Source organism: Rhizobium sp. 01T417 (genome assembly GCF_056398905.1).
The window spans coordinates 28,963-47,656 of sequence record NZ_JBFTQH010000037.1; the positions used below are offsets into that span (position 1 = coordinate 28,963).

19 protein-coding genes are annotated in these 18,694 nt (G+C 60.6%); 7 read left to right on the forward strand and 12 right to left on the reverse strand.

The window, feature by feature from the left end:
• Positions 1 to 19: 19 nt before the first annotated feature.
• The 5 genes from AC1DPR_RS25515 to AC1DPR_RS25535 form a co-directional block, all read right to left on the reverse strand.
• Positions 20 to 1,156, reverse strand: a complete 1,137-nt coding sequence (locus tag AC1DPR_RS25515) for an efflux RND transporter periplasmic adaptor subunit (protein ID WP_477817412.1) — start codon at positions 1,154 to 1,156, stop codon at positions 20 to 22.
• A gap of 52 nt (positions 1,157 to 1,208) precedes the next feature.
• Positions 1,209 to 1,817 carry a TetR/AcrR family transcriptional regulator gene (locus tag AC1DPR_RS25520; RefSeq protein ID WP_025658840.1) on the reverse strand — a complete coding sequence of 203 codons (609 nt, stop codon included), beginning with the start codon at positions 1,815 to 1,817 and terminating at the stop codon, positions 1,209 to 1,211.
• Positions 1,818 to 2,112: 295 nt separating this feature from the next.
• Positions 2,113 to 2,544 carry an OsmC family protein gene (locus AC1DPR_RS25525; RefSeq protein WP_018856470.1) on the reverse strand — a complete coding sequence of 144 codons (432 nt, stop codon included), beginning with the start codon at positions 2,542 to 2,544 and terminating at the stop codon, positions 2,113 to 2,115.
• 149 nt (positions 2,545 to 2,693) lie between these two features.
• Entirely contained in the window at positions 2,694 to 3,911 is a 1,218-nt protein-coding gene (locus AC1DPR_RS25530) for an adenylate/guanylate cyclase domain-containing protein (RefSeq protein ID WP_018856469.1), read from the reverse strand.
• A 62-nt stretch (positions 3,912 to 3,973) separates the two neighbouring features.
• Complete coding sequence (locus AC1DPR_RS25535) at positions 3,974 to 4,996, reverse strand: substrate-binding domain-containing protein (protein WP_169682941.1); 1,023 nt, start codon at positions 4,994 to 4,996, stop codon at positions 3,974 to 3,976.
• Between the two features lie 94 nt (positions 4,997 to 5,090).
• Here AC1DPR_RS25535 and AC1DPR_RS25540 point away from each other — a divergent pair, with 94 nt between their 5' ends.
• From AC1DPR_RS25540 to AC1DPR_RS25555, 4 genes are all read left to right on the forward strand, one after another.
• On the forward strand, positions 5,091 to 6,272 hold the full coding sequence (locus tag AC1DPR_RS25540; RefSeq protein ID WP_018856467.1) for a phytanoyl-CoA dioxygenase family protein: 1,182 nt from the start codon (positions 5,091 to 5,093) through the stop codon (positions 6,270 to 6,272).
• A gap of 84 nt (positions 6,273 to 6,356) precedes the next feature.
• On the forward strand, positions 6,357 to 7,178 hold the full coding sequence (locus AC1DPR_RS25545) for an SDR family oxidoreductase (protein ID WP_169682939.1): 822 nt from the start codon (positions 6,357 to 6,359) through the stop codon (positions 7,176 to 7,178).
• Positions 7,179 to 7,277: 99 nt separating this feature from the next.
• Positions 7,278 to 8,189 (forward strand): SMP-30/gluconolactonase/LRE family protein, encoded by a 912-nt coding sequence (locus AC1DPR_RS25550; RefSeq protein ID WP_477817413.1) that lies wholly within the window; start codon positions 7,278 to 7,280, stop codon positions 8,187 to 8,189.
• Positions 8,190 to 8,332: 143 nt separating this feature from the next.
• Positions 8,333 to 10,576 (forward strand): glycoside hydrolase family 2 protein, encoded by a 2,244-nt coding sequence (locus AC1DPR_RS25555; protein WP_477817414.1) that lies wholly within the window; start codon positions 8,333 to 8,335, stop codon positions 10,574 to 10,576.
• Positions 10,577 to 10,614: 38 nt separating this feature from the next.
• On the opposite strand, the gene AC1DPR_RS25560 is transcribed toward AC1DPR_RS25555, so the two are convergent.
• The 5 genes from AC1DPR_RS25560 to AC1DPR_RS25580 form a co-directional block, all read right to left on the reverse strand.
• A complete protein-coding gene (locus AC1DPR_RS25560) occupies positions 10,615 to 10,899 on the reverse strand; it encodes a hypothetical protein (protein WP_082728634.1) in 285 nt (94 codons plus the stop codon).
• 111 nt (positions 10,900 to 11,010) lie between these two features.
• On the reverse strand, positions 11,011 to 11,709 hold the full coding sequence (locus AC1DPR_RS25565) for a L,D-transpeptidase (RefSeq protein WP_477817415.1): 699 nt from the start codon (positions 11,707 to 11,709) through the stop codon (positions 11,011 to 11,013).
• Positions 11,706 to 12,668 carry an ABC transporter substrate-binding protein gene (locus tag AC1DPR_RS25570; protein ID WP_051085585.1) on the reverse strand — a complete coding sequence of 321 codons (963 nt, stop codon included), beginning with the start codon at positions 12,666 to 12,668 and terminating at the stop codon, positions 11,706 to 11,708. The genes AC1DPR_RS25565 and AC1DPR_RS25570 overlap by 4 nt, the downstream gene beginning before the upstream one ends.
• A 111-nt stretch (positions 12,669 to 12,779) precedes the next feature.
• Positions 12,780 to 13,424, reverse strand: a complete 645-nt coding sequence (locus tag AC1DPR_RS25575) for an alpha/beta hydrolase family protein (protein ID WP_025658831.1) — start codon at positions 13,422 to 13,424, stop codon at positions 12,780 to 12,782.
• A 61-nt stretch (positions 13,425 to 13,485) separates the two neighbouring features.
• The gene (locus AC1DPR_RS25580) at positions 13,486 to 13,683 is read right to left on the reverse strand and encodes a hypothetical protein (RefSeq protein WP_018856458.1); all 198 of its coding nucleotides are present in this window, start codon (positions 13,681 to 13,683) and stop codon (positions 13,486 to 13,488) included.
• A 333-nt stretch (positions 13,684 to 14,016) separates the two neighbouring features.
• Here AC1DPR_RS25580 and AC1DPR_RS25585 point away from each other — a divergent pair, with 333 nt between their 5' ends.
• Positions 14,017 to 14,481, forward strand: coding sequence for a hypothetical protein (locus tag AC1DPR_RS25585; RefSeq protein ID WP_026371699.1), 465 nt, complete (start codon positions 14,017 to 14,019; stop codon positions 14,479 to 14,481).
• A 302-nt stretch (positions 14,482 to 14,783) separates the two neighbouring features.
• Here the strand turns inward: AC1DPR_RS25585 and AC1DPR_RS25590 are convergent, their stop codons facing one another.
• Positions 14,784 to 14,912 (reverse strand): hypothetical protein, encoded by a 129-nt coding sequence (locus tag AC1DPR_RS25590; protein WP_018856456.1) that lies wholly within the window; start codon positions 14,910 to 14,912, stop codon positions 14,784 to 14,786.
• An 83-nt stretch (positions 14,913 to 14,995) separates the two neighbouring features.
• Between AC1DPR_RS25590 and AC1DPR_RS25595 the strand changes: the two genes are divergently transcribed.
• Together AC1DPR_RS25595 and AC1DPR_RS25600 are read left to right on the forward strand one after the other, a co-directional pair.
• Entirely contained in the window at positions 14,996 to 15,667 is a 672-nt protein-coding gene (locus AC1DPR_RS25595; RefSeq protein ID WP_113472053.1) for a VIT1/CCC1 transporter family protein, read from the forward strand.
• 2 nt (positions 15,668 to 15,669) lie between these two features.
• Complete coding sequence (locus tag AC1DPR_RS25600; protein WP_477817416.1) at positions 15,670 to 17,619, forward strand: adenylate/guanylate cyclase domain-containing protein; 1,950 nt, start codon at positions 15,670 to 15,672, stop codon at positions 17,617 to 17,619.
• Here the strand turns inward: AC1DPR_RS25600 and AC1DPR_RS25605 are convergent.
• Positions 17,573 to 18,265: a DUF2971 domain-containing protein gene (locus AC1DPR_RS25605; RefSeq protein ID WP_477817417.1), complete on the reverse strand. Its 693-nt coding sequence runs from the start codon at positions 18,263 to 18,265 to the stop codon at positions 17,573 to 17,575. The genes AC1DPR_RS25600 and AC1DPR_RS25605 overlap by 47 nt on opposite strands.
• Positions 18,266 to 18,694 lie beyond the last annotated feature (429 nt).

Here is an 18,694-nt window from a genome sequence, read left to right on the forward strand (position 1 = left end):
ATCCTCTCCTGACCAGGCCTTAACGGATGACGTCGCCGGTTTCGGCCTGCGCCGACTGCTGTTCGGGCAGCTTGACCTTCAGGTTCTCGGCCATGAACTGCGTGCCGGCCGCGACGACGAGGTCGCCGGTTTTCAGGCCGTCGGCGACGTGGACGCCAGCGCCGGTGAAGTCCGCAACCTTGATTTCGCGGGCATGGACGGTCGATGCATTGCGATCGACGATCCAGACGATCTTCTTTCCATCCTTCTCGGCGAGCGCGCTGAGCGGAATGGCGACGTTGGTCTCGGCATTGCCAACGGCGGCCTCGATCGTCGCCGTCATGCCGAGCAGCACGCGATCGTCGTTCGGAAGGCTGACGCGGACCGAGAAGGTGCGCGACTGCGCATCGGCACTGCCGGAAACCTCACGCACCTTGCCATCGAGCACGAGCTTGTTGTCCGACCAGAAGCTGGCCTTGACGGTCTTGCCGGGTTTGAACTGCGCGATGTCGTTCTCCGGAACGGCGATCTGCACTTCCTTCTCGCCATCAAGCGCGACGGTCGCGACAGGCGTGCCAGCCGCGACGACCGCGCCTGTGTCGGCGCTGATCGAGGTAACGATGCCACTACGGTCGGCCTTCAACTCGGTATAGGCGACCTGGTTCCTAGCCTGGTCGACCGACGACGCCGCGGCATCGCGCGTCGAGACGGCCTGATCATAGCTAAGGGCTGCCTGCTCCATCTGCGATTTCGCCGTGACACTCTTGTCGAACAGTTGCTGCGCGCGTTTGTTGGCGAGATCAGCGGTTGCCACGCCCTTTTCGGCGGCGGCGAGGTTCGCCTCGGCGGTCTTGACCGCCAGTTGATAGTCCGTCGGGTCGATTTGGGCGAGCAGATCGCCCGGCTTGACGCGATCGCCGATGTTGACACGGCGGTCGGTGATCTTGCCGGCGACCCGGAAGCCGAGGTTCATCTCGACACGAGCCTTCACTGCACCGGAATAGTCCAGCGCGCGGGTATCGCCGGCCTCGGCAATCTCCACGACCTTTACCGGCCGGATGACCTCTTTCGTCTCGGCTTTCTTCTCGTCGCTGCATCCGGATACGGCAAGTGCGACGGCGCCGAGGAGCGCGAGACTGACTACGGACGGCAACTGAACTCTCTTCAGCGAAATCATCTTTCGCACTCCTGAAATCGGCTATCGGTTGATTTGCGGCCCTTGCCGCGAATTATTTCTTTAGCGCCCTGATCGAGAACTCGACCAGTTCGTCGACGGTGGCGCGGTTGGTCTTGGCAAGACATTGCGCCACCATCTGCGGATGACAGAGGCTGATTGTTGCAGCCCCGAAGCAGCGGGACGCGACATCCGCGTCCTGCTCGGCAAACTCGCCGGCAGCGATCCCCTCACGGATCACATCGGCGAGCAATTCATGAATACTGTCGATATGCCTTTCGATTACGTGCCAGTCGCGCTCGATGGCGACGATGACCATCTCATGCACTTTTTCCTGATCGAGCATGGTGTCGACCGTAATCTGATACTGGCCCTGCACAAAACGTCGCAGCCGGTCGGAAGCGCTGATCGGCAGGTGGCAGACGTCGTACGCCATCTGGTAGCTGTGAACCAGCATACGGCCACAGATCGCCTGGTGGATCTCCACCTTCGAGGCGAAGAAGCGATAGACGTTGGCCGGCGACATGCCGAGATCACGAGCGATGTCTGCCACCGTCGTCTTCGAATACCCGTAATGACGGAAAAGCCGCTCGGCAGCGTCGAGAATGCGGGTCACATTCTCCTGGCGCGTTATTTCGATCGTGTTTTCCGCAGCATCGTTAATCAATTTTGCGCACTCACTTACGACTGACGATTTTTGAATTTCGTCAGTCGTAAAACATCATTCGTAATTTGTCAAGGTTTGGCCGCATCTGAGACTCACGGCCGATCTGGTGTAAATAGGATGGGCATCTGCCAACTCTCGCCGTTCCCGCTTATCTGCGCGCGTGGCGAGCACGGAAAATCGCCCCGACGGCTTGGGCCGCAGGGCGCATAGATTCAGTCGATCGAAGCTTGGAAAGATGGACAGGTGACGAAGTGCCGACACCTCGGTGCGGCACTCGGTCTCACCTCAAGGCTCAGGCGAGCTTGACGTCGAGCGAGATCGGGACAGCCGAAAGGGCCTTGGAGACAGGGCATCCGGCCTTGGCCTTGTTGGCGAGCTCGATGAATGTCCTTTCATCGGCATTCGGAACCGTGCCGGTCAGCGTGAGATGGATCGCCGTGATGGCAAAGCCGCTCTCTACGCTCTCGAGCGTCACCTTTGCCGTCGTTTCCATATCGGTCGCCTTGAGACCCGCCTCCTCAAGGATCAGCGACAAGGCCATCGTGAAGCAGCCGGCATGCGCCGCCCCGATCAGTTCCTCCGGATTTGTCCCTGGGATGCCTTCGAAACGGCTCGAAAAACCGTAGGGATAGTGTTTGAGCGCGCCACTCTGCGTGGAGATCTGCCCCTTGCCGTCCTTCAGTCCACCGGACCACTGCGCTGAACCTGTACGATTGATCTGCATGCCGTCCTCCTGTTTGGATGAGAGAAAGCGGGCTGTCGCCGCTTCGCCCGATCTACGAGGCAACCCGCCTCTTCGACCGATATAATCCTCTATCGGCAGAAGGCGACAACGCCGTGAAATTTCTTCTGACGGCGCACGGACAGAAGGCGTCAGATCTCGATTCGCGCCGTGTCGAGCGTATAAAGCTCCTGCGCGCGCTTGACGCCACGGAGCGCGTAACGGCCGATGCAGGCCAGCGCGCCGCGTTCGTTCTCCGGGATCGTCGCCGCAAACTCCGACGACATCAGCACGTTGAGATCGACCGATCGGCACATCGAGGCAATCCGGCTGACTTCGTTGACGGCGGGGCCGATGACGGTAAAGTCCAGTCGCTCGCGGCTGCCGATATTGCCATAGAAGACATCACCGATGTGCAGGCCGATATAGACCTCGGTCGTCGGCCGTTCTTCCAGCGCGCGCTCATCGTTCAACGCCTTCAGCTTCTGCCGCAGCAATCGCTCGGCTTGCAGCGACGCAGCACAGGCATCGGCAGGCTCGTCCGCCTTGAAGATCGCCAGGACACCGTCGCCGATCAGCTTCAACACATCGCCACCGGCCTCATGGATCGCGGAAATGACCACATCGCTATAGGCGTTCAGCATCGGCAGGATTTCTTCCGGCGGCGCGGTGTCGGATATTTTCGTATAGTTCAGAAGATCCGAGAACCAGAGAGCCGCCGAGATCCGCTCCGACTTGCCTCGGGTGATTTTGCCTTCCAATACCTGCCGCGCGGCGTCATCGCCAAGATAAACCTCCGCGATGGTCCTCGCGATACGCGCCAGCGCGATACACTTGATCGCAAGGGCCAACACCGGCACCAGCTTCCGCAGAATGATGAGATCGTGATCAGAAAATCCCTCGGGATGGCGGGTCGCGAAATGAGAGAAGAAGCAATCCATCTCGCCGATCGTGCCGGCCTTGGCAAACCGGTGGACCATCGCGACGAAATCGGTGTGGCCCTGCGCCTGCATCGTGTCGAGCATGGCGAAGTCGGCCGGATCGCCAAAACCGATGCGCCGTCTGACCTCGTTCTCCTCTCCCGCCCACAGATAGTAGAAGGCGGAACGTTGCCAGCTCTCCAATGCCGGTCCTTCGCTGGTGGAGCCATACTCGAATTCGGTCTCGATCTCCTCCTGGCTGTCCCAACGGAATGCCCGGCCTTCGTGTACGGGATGCAGTGTGTCCATCAGAGCCATGCCGCGATCGAGCGGCAAGCCACGTTCGCGGCAGGCGTCGCAGAAGCCGGTCAACAGTTCGGCCTCCGACGCGCCCTTGAGCCCCTGCTCCGTCAGCCAGGCCGCAACTGTCCCTATATCGCTGTATTCCATACCGTTTCCCTCGCTCCTGCGAAAGCACTATCGCGATTTTACCGCTAAGGGAAAGGCAAACCTCAATCCGTAGCAGGCATGTTGTAAGGTGTAACAATCTCCAGCGACGACAATGCCGGAGGCGCAATTCCGCCCCTGACAGAACGGCCCATGACGGCGCGAAAGGCCGAGCGGGCATCCGTGCGCAGATCGTGGTGCAAGACGAAGCCGATCTTGCGGTCGGCAAGCAGCGCGCGATTGTCCGCATCGAGATCATGCGCGACGAACACGCGGATCGGCCGCTTCGCCGCCTCGAAGGCGGCCAGCACTGCCTGGTTTCCGCCGCCGATGGAATACACCGCGTTGATCGCCGGATCCGCCGCGATTGCACGAGCGGCCAGCGTGCCCGTCGCTGCATCCGTTCCGTGGCCTTCGCTGATTTCGATCATCCCAATCTGGGGATAGCGTTCGCGCAGCACGCGGCGAAAGCCCATCTCGCGCTCCTCCTCACCGCGAAATCGACCGCTGGAGAGCGTGACGAGAACCCGCCCGGGCGCGTCGCCGAAATGCTCGCCAATAAGATAGGCTGCAGTCTCACCGGCCGCTCGATTATCAGCGCCCGCGTAAGCACTGCGGGAGGAATTCGGCAGGTCCGTCACCAAAGTGACTACCGGAATGCCGGCGTCCGTTGCGCGGGAAACCGCAGCAGTGACCTCCGGAACATCCGGTGCTTTCAAGACGATGCCGTTCGTGCCGCGCAGCCGGACCCGGTCGAGCAACTGCACCAGCTCTGCCTGCTTCATCACCTCGGCGAAATGGAAGCGGCACCGGAACACCGTCGGCAGAAAGGTGGCGACCTCCGCCTCAAAGGCATCGCGAACGGCGGTGCTGAAGCGGTCCGGCGTTTCCATCACGACATCGATGGCGAGCTTCCGCCCGCTCACCTCGCCGCCGATCTGCTGCTTTTCCAGCTCTGCGATCGCAGCCTGCACCCGCATCATCGTCTGATGCCTGACACCACTCCTGCCATTGAGAACGCGATCCACCGTCGCTGTGCTCAGCCCGGCCTGGAAGGCGATATCCTTGACGAGAAACCGGTGTGCCACACAATCCGTCTTGATGGTTTTTTGATGGATTCCTGATCTATAACACACCAGTCGGCGGCGTATAGTGCCCTCATCGGAAAGGGAGGAGCACCTGATGAAAACCGACAACCTTCAGAAATTGCGCGCCGATCGCGTCTGGCTGACCGAGGATGCTTGCGATCTCGGCGACTTCCGCAAGCTTGCCGAAAAGACAACGGCTCTCGCCGACTATCCGACGGCCGACGCCGTCGAAAAGAACATTCTGATTTATGATAGCCCCAAGGTCGCTGCAGCGATCGCCAGCGGCCGCAGAGCGGTTCTCGCCGAGATCTGCGAAGCCTTTGGCGACGGCCCGGGCGTCGTCGTTTTCAAGCGCGCCTACAGGGATCCCGGCGTCATCGACCGCGCCAGCGCAATATTCAGCGAGATCATCGAGGAGCAACACCGAACCGCGAGCGGCGGCGGCGATCACTTTGCTAAGCCGGGTGCCAATGACCGCATCTGGAACTCGCTGGAAAAGCACTGCCTCGCCGATCCCGAGAACTTCGCCGAGTACTACGCAAACCCCATCGTCGCGATCGCAAGCGAAGCCTGGCTGGGCCCAAGCTATCAAATGACCGCCCAGGTCAACCGGGTCAATCCGGGTGGCGCGGCACAGTCCGCGCACCGCGACTACCATCTCGGCTTCCAGTCTTCCAAGGTGATCGAGCAATTCCCGGCGCATGTGCACCGGCTCTCGCCGGTGCTGACCCTGCAGGGCGCGATCGCTCATTGCGACATGCCGCTCGAAAGCGGTCCAACCCTCTTCCTGCCGCACAGCCAGACCTATGAGCCGGGCTACCTCGCGCTCAAGCGCCAGGAGTTCAAGGACTATTTCGAGACGCATCATGTCCAGCTGCCGCTCGAAAAGGGCGACGTGGTGTTCTTCAATCCGGCGCTGTTCCACGCGGCTGGTACGAACCGCTCGACCGACATCAAGCGCGTCGCTAATCTGTTGCAGGTCTCCTCGGCATTCGGGCGGGCAATGGAGACCGTGAACCGCGAGCGCATGAGCGCCAAGCTGTTCCCGGCTTTGAAGGCCCTGAGGGGCAAGCTGTCCGAAATCGAGATCGGCTATGCCGTTGCCGCCTGCGCCGAGGGCTACTCGTTCCCGACCAACCTCGACCGCGACCCACCGCTTGGTGGCCTCGCGCCGAAGACGCAAGCGCAGCTGATGCACGAGGCGCTGCGGGAGGATTGGGATGACGCGCGGTTCCTCTCGGCACTGGCGCAACAGAGCGAGCGGCGACTAAGCTGACGCATCCGCATTGACGAAATCAGCTCCCGGCGCCTTGGTGCCGGGAGCTTTCGGCATATAGGCCATCATTCAAAGGAGGAGTACATGACAACAAACCACAGCCGCCTCGACGGCAAGATCGCCATCGTAACCGGCGGCACTCAGGGACTCGGGGCAACGATCTCCCGCCTCTTCGCCGAGCGCGGCGCCAAGGGCCTTGTCATCTGCGGCCGCAACGAGCAGAAGGGAAAGGCCAAGGCCCATGAGATCGCTGCCGCCACCGGGGCCAAGGTCGTTTATGTGAAGGCCGACCTTGGCCAGGTCGAGGATGCCAGAAACGTCGTTCAAGTCTGCGACGAGACATTCGGTCGCGTGGATGCCCTGGTGAATGCGGCCGCCATCACCGACCGCGGCACAATTTTGAACACCAGTCCGGAGCTCTTCGACGCCATGTTCGCCGTCAATGTCCGTGCCCCGTTCTTCCTGATGCAGGAGACAGTAAAAGTGATGCGGCGCGAAAAAATCGAGGGCACCATCGTCAATATCGGCTCCATGTCGGCCAAGGCAGGGCAGCCCTTCATTGCCGCCTATTGCGCCTCGAAAGGTGCACTGGAAACCCTGACAAAGAACACCGCCTACGCGCTTCTACGCAACCGCATCCGCGTCAACGGCCTCAATATCGGCTGGATGGCCTCCGAGGGCGAGGACCGCATTCAGCGGGAATATCACGACGCACCGGCTGATTGGCTGGAAAAGGCGGCCGCGGCCCAGCCGTTCGGCCGCCTCGTGGATCCCGAGGAAGTGGCGCGTGCCTGCGCCTATCTTTCCTCGCCGGAATCAGGCCTCATGACCGGGTCCGTGATCTGCTTCGACCAGTCGATCTGGGGCGCCTATGACGGCTCGCCGCATCCGGACACAGCCCTCTAAAAAATGCAGAGCCCGGCGCTTTTGCCGGCGCCGGGCTCTGGAACACTTGACCGTTTACGTTTACGAAGATCGTCACATCGCTTTGGGAGGAGCTGACCCGTGTCAGAAGATGCGCTCTATGACATTCGTGACGACCGTTTCCGTGGCTTGATCGCCGGCAGCGCCCGGCTGGAAGAACTTTATAGCGGCTGTCGTTGGGCAGAGGGTCCCGTCTGGTTCTCGGACCTCAATTGCCTGATCTGGAGTGATATTCCCAATGAGCGGATGATGCGCTGGGTGCCCGACGGTAGCGTTTCAGTTTTCCGCTCTCCCTCGAATTACGTCAACGGCAACACCCGGGACCGCCAGGGCCGGTTGGTTTCCTGCGAGCACGGCGGCCGCCGCGTGACTCGCACTGAATTCGACGGCCGCATCACGGTGCTGGCCGACAGTTACAAAGGCAAACGCCTGAACTCTCCGAACGACGTCGTCGTGAAATCGGACGGCTCGATCTGGTTCACCGACCCGACCTACGGCATCATGTCCGACTACGAGGGCCATAAGTCCGAGCCCGAACAGGAAACCCGCAACGTCTACCGCATCGACGCATCGACGGGCGAGATCGAAGCTGTTGCCACGGATTTCATTCAGCCCAACGGCCTAGCCTTCGCGCCGGATGAGAAGCAGCTCTACATCGCCGATTCCGGCTCCCGAAACCATGATGTCCCCCGCCACATCCGCGTTTTCGACATCGTGGACGGCAAAAGGCTCGCGAACAGCCGGTATTTCTGCTCGATAGACAGCGGCGTGCCGGATGGGTTCCGTTTCGATGTCAGCAGCAATCTCTGGACCAGCGCTGCCGATGGCGTTCACTGCTTCGCGCCCGACGGCACGCTCCTCGGCAAGATCAAGGTGCCGCAGACGGTCTCGAATATCGCCTTCGGCGGCGTAAAGAAGAACCGACTGTTCATCACCGCCACCCAATCGCTCTATTCGATTTACACCACGACCAACGGCGCCCAATATCCATAGGATAGCATCGCGCGCCACTAGGACGTCAGCGCTGACTACCAGTCAGCCATCTCCAATCCAGAAAGAACCATCGATGCTTGAGTTTCCACGCGCCCTTCAGCAGCGCCAATCTGTTCGCAACGCCTTTTGCATGGGAGCCTGAGATGCGTTCCGTCGTCTCTTTCAACGAGAGCTGGAGTTTCCACGAGGGTTTCGGCCAGCGCCTGCTCGGGAGCTTCGATGGCTCAGCGACCGTCAGCCTGCCACACACGGCCGTTGAACTGCCGTTCAACTACTTCGACGAGACAAGCTACCAGCGGGCATTCACCTACCAAAAGATCCTGCGCTGGATGCCGGAATTCGAGGGCCGTGAGGTCTCGCTTGTCTTCGACGCCGCCATGGCCGATGCCGTCGTCTATTTGAACGGTGAAGAGATCATCGCGCACAAGGATGGCTACACACCGTTCGAGGCGCGCCTCAACGGCAGCCTGGTGGTCGGCGACAATCTGATTACCGTGAAAATCGACGGCAGCGAAAACCCTGAAATCCCGCCCTTCGGCGGCCGCATCGACTACCTGACCTATGCCGGCATTTACCGTGACGTCTGGCTGAAGGTCACGGACCCGGTTTCCATCGCCAACCTGAAGATCGAAACCCACAATGTGTTGGCGGAGGAAAAGTCGGCAAGCGTGCGTGTCGATCTTGCCAATCTGCAACAACTCACCTTCCTGGGCTCGGTATCCGCATCCCTGAAGGATGAGGATGGGCGCGTGCTCGCCACGGCTTCCGCGGAAACGACCGGTGAAGATGTTACTCTCTCTTTCAACGAGCTGACCGGTATATCGCTCTGGGATATCGACAATCCGGCGCTTTACGAAATCACCGTCGAACTGAAGACAAGTCACGGTTCCGACCGCGTCTCGTCGCACTTCGGCTTCCGCACCGCCGAGTTCACGATCCAAGGCTTTCTTCTCAATGGCCGGCCGCTGAAGCTACGCGGTCTCAATCGCCACCAGGCTTTCCCCTATGTCGGCTATGCCGCTGGCAGATCGGCCCAGGAACGCGACGCCGATATCATGAAATCCGTGCTGAAGTGCAATATTGTCCGCACGTCGCACTATCCGCAATCGAAGTGGTTCCTCGATCGGTGCGATCGCATTGGTCTTCTGGTCTTCGAGGAAATCCCAGGCTGGCAGCATATCGGCGACGTCGAATGGCAGCAGGAATCGATCCGCAACGTGCGGCGCATGATTGAGCGCGACTGGAACCATCCCTCGATCATCATCTGGGGCGTTCGCATCAACGAATCACAGGACAGCCACGATTTCTATGTCGAGACCAACCAACTTGCCCGTGAACTGGACCGTACGCGGCAGACCGGCGGCGTCCGCTACATAACCGACAGCGAACTGCTCGAAGACGTCTACACGATGAACGACTTCATCCTCGGCAACGAGGAACTGCCCGGCAACAACCGCCCGCGCACGGCGCTTCGTCCACAGCAGGAATCCACCGGTCTGTCGTACAAGGTGCCCTACATGATCACCGAGTTTGGTGGCCACATGTATCCCACCAAGATCTACGACCAGGAGGCTCGCCAAGCCGAGCATGTCCGCCGACATCTCGAGGTGCTGAACGCAGCCTATGGCGATCCTGATATCGCGGGTGCGATCGGCTGGTGCATGTTCGACTACAACACCCACAAGGACTTCGGCTCCGGCGACCGCATCTGCTACCACGGCGTCATGGACATGTTCCGCGAGCCGAAGTTTGCCGCCTATGTCTACGCGAGCCAATGCGAACCTTCCGAAGAGGTCGTCATGAAGCCCGTCACCTTCTGGGCTCGCGGCGAGCGCAACATCGGCGGCGTTTTGCCGTTGATCATCCTGACCAACTGCGATGAGGTCGAATTGCGATACGGCGCGGTGACGAAGCGGATCGGCCCGGACCGCGAGAACTATCCGCACCTGCCGCATCCGCCTGTCGTTCTCGACCACCGCCATTTCACGCCGGACGAGCTTGGCACGTGGGGGCTTGAATGGATCGATGGCGAATTCACCGGCTACATTGCGGGCGAGCCGGTTGCCAGGTTGACGCTCGCGGCCGACCCGCTGCCGACAACGCTGCAGGTCGTTGCCGACAGCCCGACTTTAAAGGCCCGGGAGCGCGACACGACCCGCGTCATCATCCGCGCGCTCGATCAGCAGGGACAGCGCCTGCCCTTCATGAATGACAATGTCACCATGCACGTCGACGGACCGGCGAAGATTGTCGGGCCGGCATCGATTCCGCTACAGGGCGGCACGGCCGGCTTCTGGTTGGAAGCGACAGGACTGACCGGCGCGATCAGCGTACAGGCGAACTGCAGCCGGCTCCCTGCCGTCAAGATCGAACTGACCGCCGTTTGAGCATAATGGCGGTACGCCCGACCTCGCGGGGCGTGCCGTCAGCCGGACCGCGCCGGCTGCACTGACCGGACTGTGCCGTTGTTGTCGACGATGCAAGAGAACTTCTTGCCGCCGGCATCGAGATCGACGCCGAAGGTGCCGTCGGGCAGTTGACGGGAGGCCGTGGGCAGTACCTTGGCGTTCGCGCCGGCAATTCCGGCCGCCGAATTGGCGCAGAGTAGCTGGAGATCCGCCGGTGCGGTCTGCAACGTGGTGCGGGCCATGCTGTCAGGCGCTGGCGGCGTCGGCGGCGTGCAGGCGCCAAGCAACGCCGCGCTCGCCATTGCCGTTATCGCCCAGCCGATCGAAATTCCCCTCGCGATTCTCTGCCCCAAGATCCTGTCCCCCGACTAGCGTTGTTTTCTCCATTTCCGGCGCTTGTGCCGGACCTATTGTCAGACGCCCTTGTAGAGCGCCGCCCCCTGCATCAGCACGATGACCTTGGCGCCAATCTTGATCCGCGAGGCGAGGTCGACGATGTCGTTATTGTTCATACGGATGCAGCCGGAGGAAACGTCGAGACCGATGGTCCAAGGTTCCGCCGTCCCATGGATGCGATAGATGGTGTCCTGGTCGCCTTCGTAGAGGTAGAGCGCCCGGGCACCCAATGGATTTTCCGGTCCGCCCGGCATCCCGGCTGCCCACTTGGCCGCGTTTGGGTCACGCGCCACCATTTCGGCCGGTGGTGTCCAGGTCGGCCATTCCGCTGTCCGGCCCACACGCACGATCCCGGCCCAACCGAAGCCTTCGCGCCCGACGCCGATACCGTAGCGGATGGCCTGCCCGCCAGGCTGGGTGAGGTAGAGGAAATGCTGGTTGCCGTCGATGATGATCGTTCCTGGCGGCTCCGCGGTCCTGAAGGTCACGGTCTGCATCCGGAATGCTTCAGGCGGTTGGTTGTTGCGCGCGTAATACTGGCGAGCCTTCCTCTTGTCGTAGTCGACCCAAGTGTGCGTCTTGGAGTCATAGATCTGTGTCTGAGCCCAGGCAGCCAGGGGGCCGAGGCAGGCTGCCGCAGCAAGCAGACCCAAAGTCAGCTTGCGCGGCCGGATGGCCTCTTTCCTCTTCACCGGAAATTTGCAGCGTGCCGTCATTGCTTAGCCCACCCATCCACGCGCTTTGCGTTGTCGGCGACCCATTTTTTCGCGTAGTCGAGCGGCGGTATGCGGTCGACTTCAAGCGCATAGCTCATCGCCGTCGCCTCCTCCGGCGTCAGATCGACTTTTTCCAGAAACGCCGCGATCTCGGGGCGTTTCTTGGCGAAAGCGGCGCCGTATCCGATGCGGAAGTTGGCTGTATCCCAGGCCGTCGATGCGGAGGACTTGGTGACCCAGAGCGGATCACTGGGACCGACGAGCTTCCACTTGCTGGCATCATGCGGCGGCTCGGTAAGGCGGACGATCTTGTGCAGGTCAAAGATGAAGTGCGGCGCGTAGCAGGCAAAGACAAGCGGCTGGTTTGTTGCGATCGCGATATCCAGCCCCGCCATGGCGACTTCTTCTTCCGACTCGACCAGCGTCAGGTTCTTGGCGTAGCCGTAGGTGTTTGCCCGCACCCGCTCGATCCCCGTCGAAGCCCAGGTCGGCGCGCCGAGCCACAGCTCGCCCTTGCCGTCACCATCAGTGTCGAGAATCTTTGTTTTCTCCGGATCGCTGAGATCCGCGATCGACTTCAGCCCCTTTTCGGCGGCAGCCGGCGTCGCGCAGATGCCCTGCCATGCCGGCACGCCATGCTTGGCGAGAACCACGGCACCCTTTTCCGTGACAAAGGTTTTGATGACATCTTCGAGGTTCGGCTGCCAGACCTCCGGCTGGATGTCCACCGTGCCTTTCTCCATGCCATTGAACGCAAGTAGCGTCCCGAGCTCCTGCACATCGGCATTGAGCCCGAATTCCTTGGCAATGCTGACCTTGAGAATATTCGCCGTCGCCTGCCCGGAAGGCCAGTTCGGCATCGCGATCACGAGATCGGCGGCGAAGGCGGCACTACTCATCGCAAGCGCTGCGGCGAGAATGGATGAGAAGAGCCCTGAACATGCTACGCACTTCATCATGCTGCCCCCAAACATGCGAGAAAGGATCGCAGAAATGCACGTCACATCTTGCAGGCGAACATGCATAAAGCATTTACATGCGTCAAGTCGAATTGACGTTCGCACCCGGTCCTAGCGAAGGCAGTTTTCGTCTGCCCAAGCCTTGACGCTCGCTGCCATCGTGGCGAGATGATCGGCGACGGAGAAGCCGGATATCTTCTTGCGCGGCGCGAGATCGTGGTCGCCATCCTCGAGCCAACGCAATGATATTGCGGGGGAAAGCGGATAGGTCTCGACCTCCTCGCGCGTACCGAATTCGTCGCGCGTCCCCTGGCAGATAAGCGTCGGCGAACGCAGGTTTCTCAGATGCGCGGTGCGCAGTTGTTGCGGCTTGCCGGGTGGATGAAAAGGATAGCCAAGGCACAACAATCCACAGATCGCGCCTTGGTCATATAGCTCGTCGGCAATTATGCTGGCCACTCGTCCGCCCATGGATTTGCCGCCGATGATGAGCGGCCCGCTGCTCGCGACCTCCTTTACCGCCTCCATGTATTCGGGGATGAGGGTCTCGGCTTTCGGCGGCGGTTTTCTTGCATCCGACGTCCGCCGCGCCGCCATGTAGGCGAACTCGAAGCGCGCGATCCGGAAGCCTTTACCGACAAGCGCTTCGGAAGCCGCCGTCATGGACTTCGAGTCCATCGGTGCGCCGGCACCGTGGGCAAGCAGGATGGTGGCTGGGGGATTGTCCGGGCCGGTGATCAGAAACGTCTCGCTCATCGCGATGTCATAGCGCAATGAGCGAAGCCTCACCATATCGGACGTGCAAGGTAATAGCCGGTCAATGGAATTTCGGCATGTCGGGAAGCGCCGAGAATTCTTCGCTGATCATTTCGCTCATGGCGACCAGGATCTCCTTGCGGGAGAAGCCCGACCGTTCGAGTTGCAGGATCATTTGGTCGAGATCCAGTTCGAGCTGACCGCGACAGCAGGCCACCCGATCGGCAGAAACGAGGAGAACTTCTTCAAGAATTAGCATCGCTTCGCTCCTAATTTCCAGAAGCAACCTGCGACTGCGCTAAATGTTCCAGGGACCGCCAGCAACATTTCCTGAACGGCGACTGCGGGATTTTATTACAGATTACTAATTAATATGCGGTCGACGCCCCTTCGATCACCAAATGTCCATGCCGCACTTGGCGGCTTCCCCCCAGGGGCCGTTTCAACTCTGTCTGCCGAGCACATGCACTGGGAACAAGATCAGCCAGTGGCCCACGGCGTAATATACCGTATACTACCTCATCCCCTGTGTATTTTACTGCCTTGACGCCCGTACTCATCTTATCCTTTGGAAAACTCGGAGGACATGGCGATGACTGCAAACGAGACGACCCCTCAGTCGATGACCAGTGCCGAAGATCTGCGCAAGCGTGCCCTTGAACTTCAGCTTGCGGAGATGGAACGCGACGACAAGATAAAGGCCCGCGAGGCGACGAAACATGCAGAGTTCGTCGAGGATTTTTTCCAGAAGCATATCGGCGAGACAGAGCGGGCGGTCATCAAACGGCTGGTGATGAAAGCCGCCGCGGACGGAAAATACGAAGCGATGGTCTACAGCTTCCCGTCGAGCCTCTGCTCGGATGGCGGTCGACACATCAACAACAACCTGCCCGGCTGGCAGAATACCCTCCAGGGCAAGGCAAGGGAACTTTACGATCTCTTCGAGACGGCGGCCAAGCCCCAGGGCTATGGGCTGAAGGCGGTGATCATCAATTTTCCGGGGGGCATCCCCGGCGACGTCGGCTTCTACCTGACCTGGGAGCCGCCCGTCGAATAATTCGGAGCGGAAAGCGCGCGATACCGGCCGACAGGGTTTGCGAACGTCCTGCGCTTTGCGGGGTAAGCGGGGAGACGCTTGGCCCTCCGCGCCAACGGAGCACGCGATGCCACGGTGCGCCAAGACGGCATGGAAGCGCACAGCACTCGCCAGGACGTATTCTCAAGGCATCGGAGCCCGTGGCGATGAAGGCGATTGAAGCATATTGCGAACGCATCTCCTGGCCGTATCGCTCATTGCAGTACACCACCACCTCCGCCTCGAGGTTCGAGCAAAGCCGTTCAGATTCAAGGATGCGCCGCTCATCCGTCGAGCTGGCCGAGGAAGCGCTCCAAGGCGTCGACCCCCAGGTCGTAGGACTCGAAAAGAGCGCTCAATGTCTCGCTTGCCACGGAGACAAGACAGCGACGGATCTCGGGGATCCTCATCATTAGTTTTGCGTCCGCGCTGCTTCGTTGAAGTCGTGGATCGTTCCATATGAGGAATTCAGCAGCCGCGAAGGAGCAGGCATTTCATGGCATCCGGCAGGCCACAGATCGCCGATGTAATCGACCCGGGTGATGCCCTCGGCGAAGTCCTCTTCGGACTGATTATGGCGCTGACATTTACCGTCGGCTCACGGGTCATCTTCACCGAAGGGGGCCTTGACGTCCGCGAGCTGATCGTCGCGACCATCGGCTGCAACGTGGCATGGGGCATCATCGACGCCGTGCTGTTCGTCTTGGGCGTGGTATTCTACAAGAGCCGGCGCGGACACGTCTTTCGGCAGGTCAGGGCCGCTCAAAACGAGCGGGACGCCATTGCTGCGCTCCGGAAGGAATTTCCGATCGACGGCGAACCGCTAGTTTCCGCGGCAGCGGATGAAGAGGCACTCTACCAAGCCATGCTCGGCCTCGCGCGGCGAGGAAGCCCTGCCAACACTCGTCTGTCGAGAGATGATTTTCTCGCCGCCGTCATCGTCTTTCTCCTGGTATCGGCGACATCGCTGCCTGCGGTTATCCCCTTCTTCATGATCAGCAGTGCGGACCTTGCGCTGAGAACCAGCAATTTTCTACTGATTGCCCTGCTCTTCCTGACAGGCTGTGCCTGGGCGCATTTTTCGGACGCAAAGCCGCTCAACGCAGGCATAACGATGACGTGCCTAGGCCTCGCGCTGGTCGGCATTGCGATTGCTCTTGGGGGGTAGGGATGGTGGACCGCGCTACGCCACCGCCCGCGACAGGGACCAGGAGTGCATCGGACTGGGCATTTCCCCTGCGATTGCACCTCAGCGTCATCATTGTCGGGCTGCTGGCTTGCACGGCGCTGCCGCTCGTGTGGATGGCATATACCCAAGGCAAGGTGACCGCCCTCTCCGCTGGCGAAGCACAAATGCGTCAACTCGGCTTGCGCACCATCGAGAACTACCGCGACGTGTTCAACGGCGGATACACCGCGATCGAGACGGCCGCCGCCGTCCCGCAAATGCTCACGCCGCCACCCCAGGATCTGCTGGCGAAGCAGGCCCTGCTGCTGCGAGAACTGAAGTCGTCCTTCCACATAGACGGGGTCTATGTCGGCTTTGCTGACGGGACGTACATTCAGGCCACGAACCTTGCGACAAATCCGGCGTGGCGCGACGCCTTGAATGCTCCGGCCGACGCCGCATTCGCCGTTCGTGCGATCACGAAGGTCATCGGTATTCCAGTGACGACCTGGACGTTCTTCGACCAGGACATTCGCCCTCTCGCTCGCCGCGCAGACGGCGACGATGTCTTCGACCCGCGGTCCCGGCCCTGGTACAAGGCCGCGGTCTCAGAGGGCCGGACGACATCGGTCGGCCCCTATATTTCCGCTGCGACCAACTACCTCACCCTGACGTTCGCTACGCCCGTAGCCGGGAAGGACCAGGTCGTTATCGGCGCCGATGTGATGCTTGTGACCTTGGGAGAGGTTGTCGATACCGGGACGATCTCAGAAGAGGCGCATGGCTACGTATTCGACAGCACCGGCCGCCTGATCGTTCACTCCGACCCCGCGATCATGACGAAACTGCGCGATCAGATGCGTCGCGGGAGGCTGATGTCTGTTGCAGACGTGGCAGCGACAGACCCAGCCATCCCGGCCGTCGCGAATCTGGCACAGGACCGCAGCCGGCCGGATGGCGATGTCGTCCGCTTTCTGGTGAATGGCCGCGAGTATCTGGCCCAAAGCTTTCGTGCGGAAATAGCCGGCATGCTGAAAAACTACACGGTCGTCATCGCAGCACCGCTTGACGACCTGGTCGGTCCTGTCGAGCGGACCCTGAGGCGCAATCTGGCTGCCGCGGCCGCCTTCCTGTCGGCGGGCGCGATCGCCGCGATCATCATCTCCCGGTTGATCAGCCGCTCGCTCTATGCGTTGGCCGACGAGGCGAGGCAACTGGGCAATCTGGAATTCAAACAGAGCCGCGTCTCGCGCTCCTGGATATCCGAGGTGAACGCGCTCGGCAAAGCGCTCGGTTCCGCCCGTGATACCATCCGGATGTTCTCGCTCTACGTGCCGCGTGAACTGGTCCGCAGGATTGTCATGACAGGCCAATCAGCGATCGGCTCCGCCTCCAGGCAGGAGATCACTGTCCTCTTCACCGACATCAAAGAGTTTACCGCCATCTCCGAATGGCGCTCGCCCGAAGAGGTCGTCGCCCTGCTTTCCACCTATTTCGAAACCCTCAATATGATTGTCGAGCGCCACGGCGGTACCATAGTGCAATATATCGGCGACTCCGTTTTGGCGATGTGGAACGCACCGGTTCATGACGAGCGGCATATCGAAAACGCCTGCCGTTGTGCCTTGTCGATGAAAGCGGCGATCGACGAGATGAATGCTTCCAATCGCGCCGCCGGTCGCCCCGAACTCGTCACCCGCTTCGGCCTGCACACCGGACCGGCCGTCGTCGGCAGCGTCGGCGCCGAAACCCGCCGGCAATACACCGCGATCGGAGACACTGTAAACATCGCCTCGCGACTGGAGGGCCTGAACCGCGACTATGGAACCTCGATCCTCGTCAGCAGCGCGGTCCGCGACGCAGTTGCGGAGAATTTCAGTTTCCTGCCTATCGGCACTGTCAGCGTCAGGGGCCGAACGGGGCAGACCGAGCTTTACGAGCTTCGGGGCTAGTATCGCTCGAACAGTCCGTCCATTGCAGGAAGGCTCTTGGCCCCTGCCAGAGAGCGCTGCTATAGTGATCGGTAGGGGGCGAAGCTGCCTGGAGTATTCGCTCTTTCTGCAGGCTGGGTCCCGCGATCACCGTGTCAAACCCGAGGTTTGTGTGGCCCTCACTATCGTTGCCCAGATCAAGGTCGACTTCAAAATACGGCACCAGCATCGTCGCCGTCCCGCGGACTCTCACGGACTGATGGTCACGTGGTACGAACTTCGGAATGATGCGCCATTCGCACTCCTCACGAAAGGACGGATCCTTGAAGGCACAGGCTAGCTGCTGGTAACGAGTGACAATCTGGTTTGCGAACTCTTCGACCCGTTCATCGTCCAAGGGCGTGGTGGCATCGATCGTCGCCAACGAGTGATCGATGAACTCCTTGGCGAGCGCTGTTTTCTGGCTTTGCTCATAGATACACTTGACAAGGCGGAAGCCCGCCCTTTCGGCAACCCTTTGCAGGTCGCTGACTACAAATCCCAAGCATACTCCTCCACCCGCACCATAGCCCCTCCATTGGCTCAGGAGATCGTCGTCCTCCGCAAAGGACGCCGTGTAGACATATCCCTGCTGGAAGAAATCGATGAGAGAGGCTACCCGAAGCAATATGGCCTGCTGTCTTGACGATGCGGCCTTCGCACGCTTCTGGTTCCGCCTTCAGGTAGCCCAGCCCATATACGAACTTCCTCTGAATCATTCAGATAGTGGATGTTTGTCGCCCATATCACTTTCGAACTGACAATACCGAGAAACCCTTGAAGTGTCGTGTAGTGGAAAAGGCGCGGCCGCAGTGTCACGCTCGCCCTGCCGGCTGACGTCGGCAGAAGCGAAAGGTGATCGTTAATCATATTTGGCATCAGTCGAGCTCCGTTGAGGCGAAACCACGCTAGGTGTGTAGTCCCTGAGTGTGATGGTGCATCATTGAACCTGAGTCGTCAGGAAGAGGATGCATTATGGGAAGTATTCTTCACGGCAGCGCCCGCACGACGCCGCGTCTTCGAGCCGAACTCCAAGCGTCGCAAGAAAGTACCCGGT

Excerpts from the sequence above, each read along its gene's own strand:
- AC1DPR_RS25515 (WP_477817412.1), bottom strand. The coding sequence starts at position 1,156 with ATGATTTCGCTGAAGAGAGTTCAGTTGCCGTCCGTAGTCAGTCTCGCG.
- AC1DPR_RS25525 (WP_018856470.1), bottom strand. The coding sequence starts at position 2,544 with ATGCAGATCAATCGTACAGGTTCAGCGCAGTGGTCCGGTGGACTGAAG.
- AC1DPR_RS25530 (WP_018856469.1), bottom strand. The coding sequence starts at position 3,911 with ATGGAATACAGCGATATAGGGACAGTTGCGGCCTGGCTGACGGAGCAG.
- AC1DPR_RS25540 (WP_018856467.1), top strand. The coding sequence starts at position 5,091 with ATGAAAACCGACAACCTTCAGAAATTGCGCGCCGATCGCGTCTGGCTG.
- AC1DPR_RS25545 (WP_169682939.1), top strand. The coding sequence starts at position 6,357 with ATGACAACAAACCACAGCCGCCTCGACGGCAAGATCGCCATCGTAACC.
- AC1DPR_RS25555 (WP_477817414.1), top strand. The coding sequence starts at position 8,333 with ATGCGTTCCGTCGTCTCTTTCAACGAGAGCTGGAGTTTCCACGAGGGT.
- AC1DPR_RS25560 (WP_082728634.1), bottom strand. The coding sequence starts at position 10,899 with ATGGCGAGCGCGGCGTTGCTTGGCGCCTGCACGCCGCCGACGCCGCCA.
- AC1DPR_RS25565 (WP_477817415.1), bottom strand. The coding sequence starts at position 11,709 with ATGACGGCACGCTGCAAATTTCCGGTGAAGAGGAAAGAGGCCATCCGG.
- AC1DPR_RS25570 (WP_051085585.1), bottom strand. The coding sequence starts at position 12,668 with ATGATGAAGTGCGTAGCATGTTCAGGGCTCTTCTCATCCATTCTCGCC.
- AC1DPR_RS25575 (WP_025658831.1), bottom strand. The coding sequence starts at position 13,424 with ATGAGCGAGACGTTTCTGATCACCGGCCCGGACAATCCCCCAGCCACC.
- AC1DPR_RS25580 (WP_018856458.1), bottom strand. The coding sequence starts at position 13,683 with ATGCTAATTCTTGAAGAAGTTCTCCTCGTTTCTGCCGATCGGGTGGCC.
- AC1DPR_RS25585 (WP_026371699.1), top strand. The coding sequence starts at position 14,017 with ATGACTGCAAACGAGACGACCCCTCAGTCGATGACCAGTGCCGAAGAT.
- AC1DPR_RS25590 (WP_018856456.1), bottom strand. The coding sequence starts at position 14,912 with ATGATGAGGATCCCCGAGATCCGTCGCTGTCTTGTCTCCGTGGCAAGC.
- AC1DPR_RS25595 (WP_113472053.1), top strand. The coding sequence starts at position 14,996 with ATGGCATCCGGCAGGCCACAGATCGCCGATGTAATCGACCCGGGTGAT.
- AC1DPR_RS25600 (WP_477817416.1), top strand. The coding sequence starts at position 15,670 with ATGGTGGACCGCGCTACGCCACCGCCCGCGACAGGGACCAGGAGTGCA.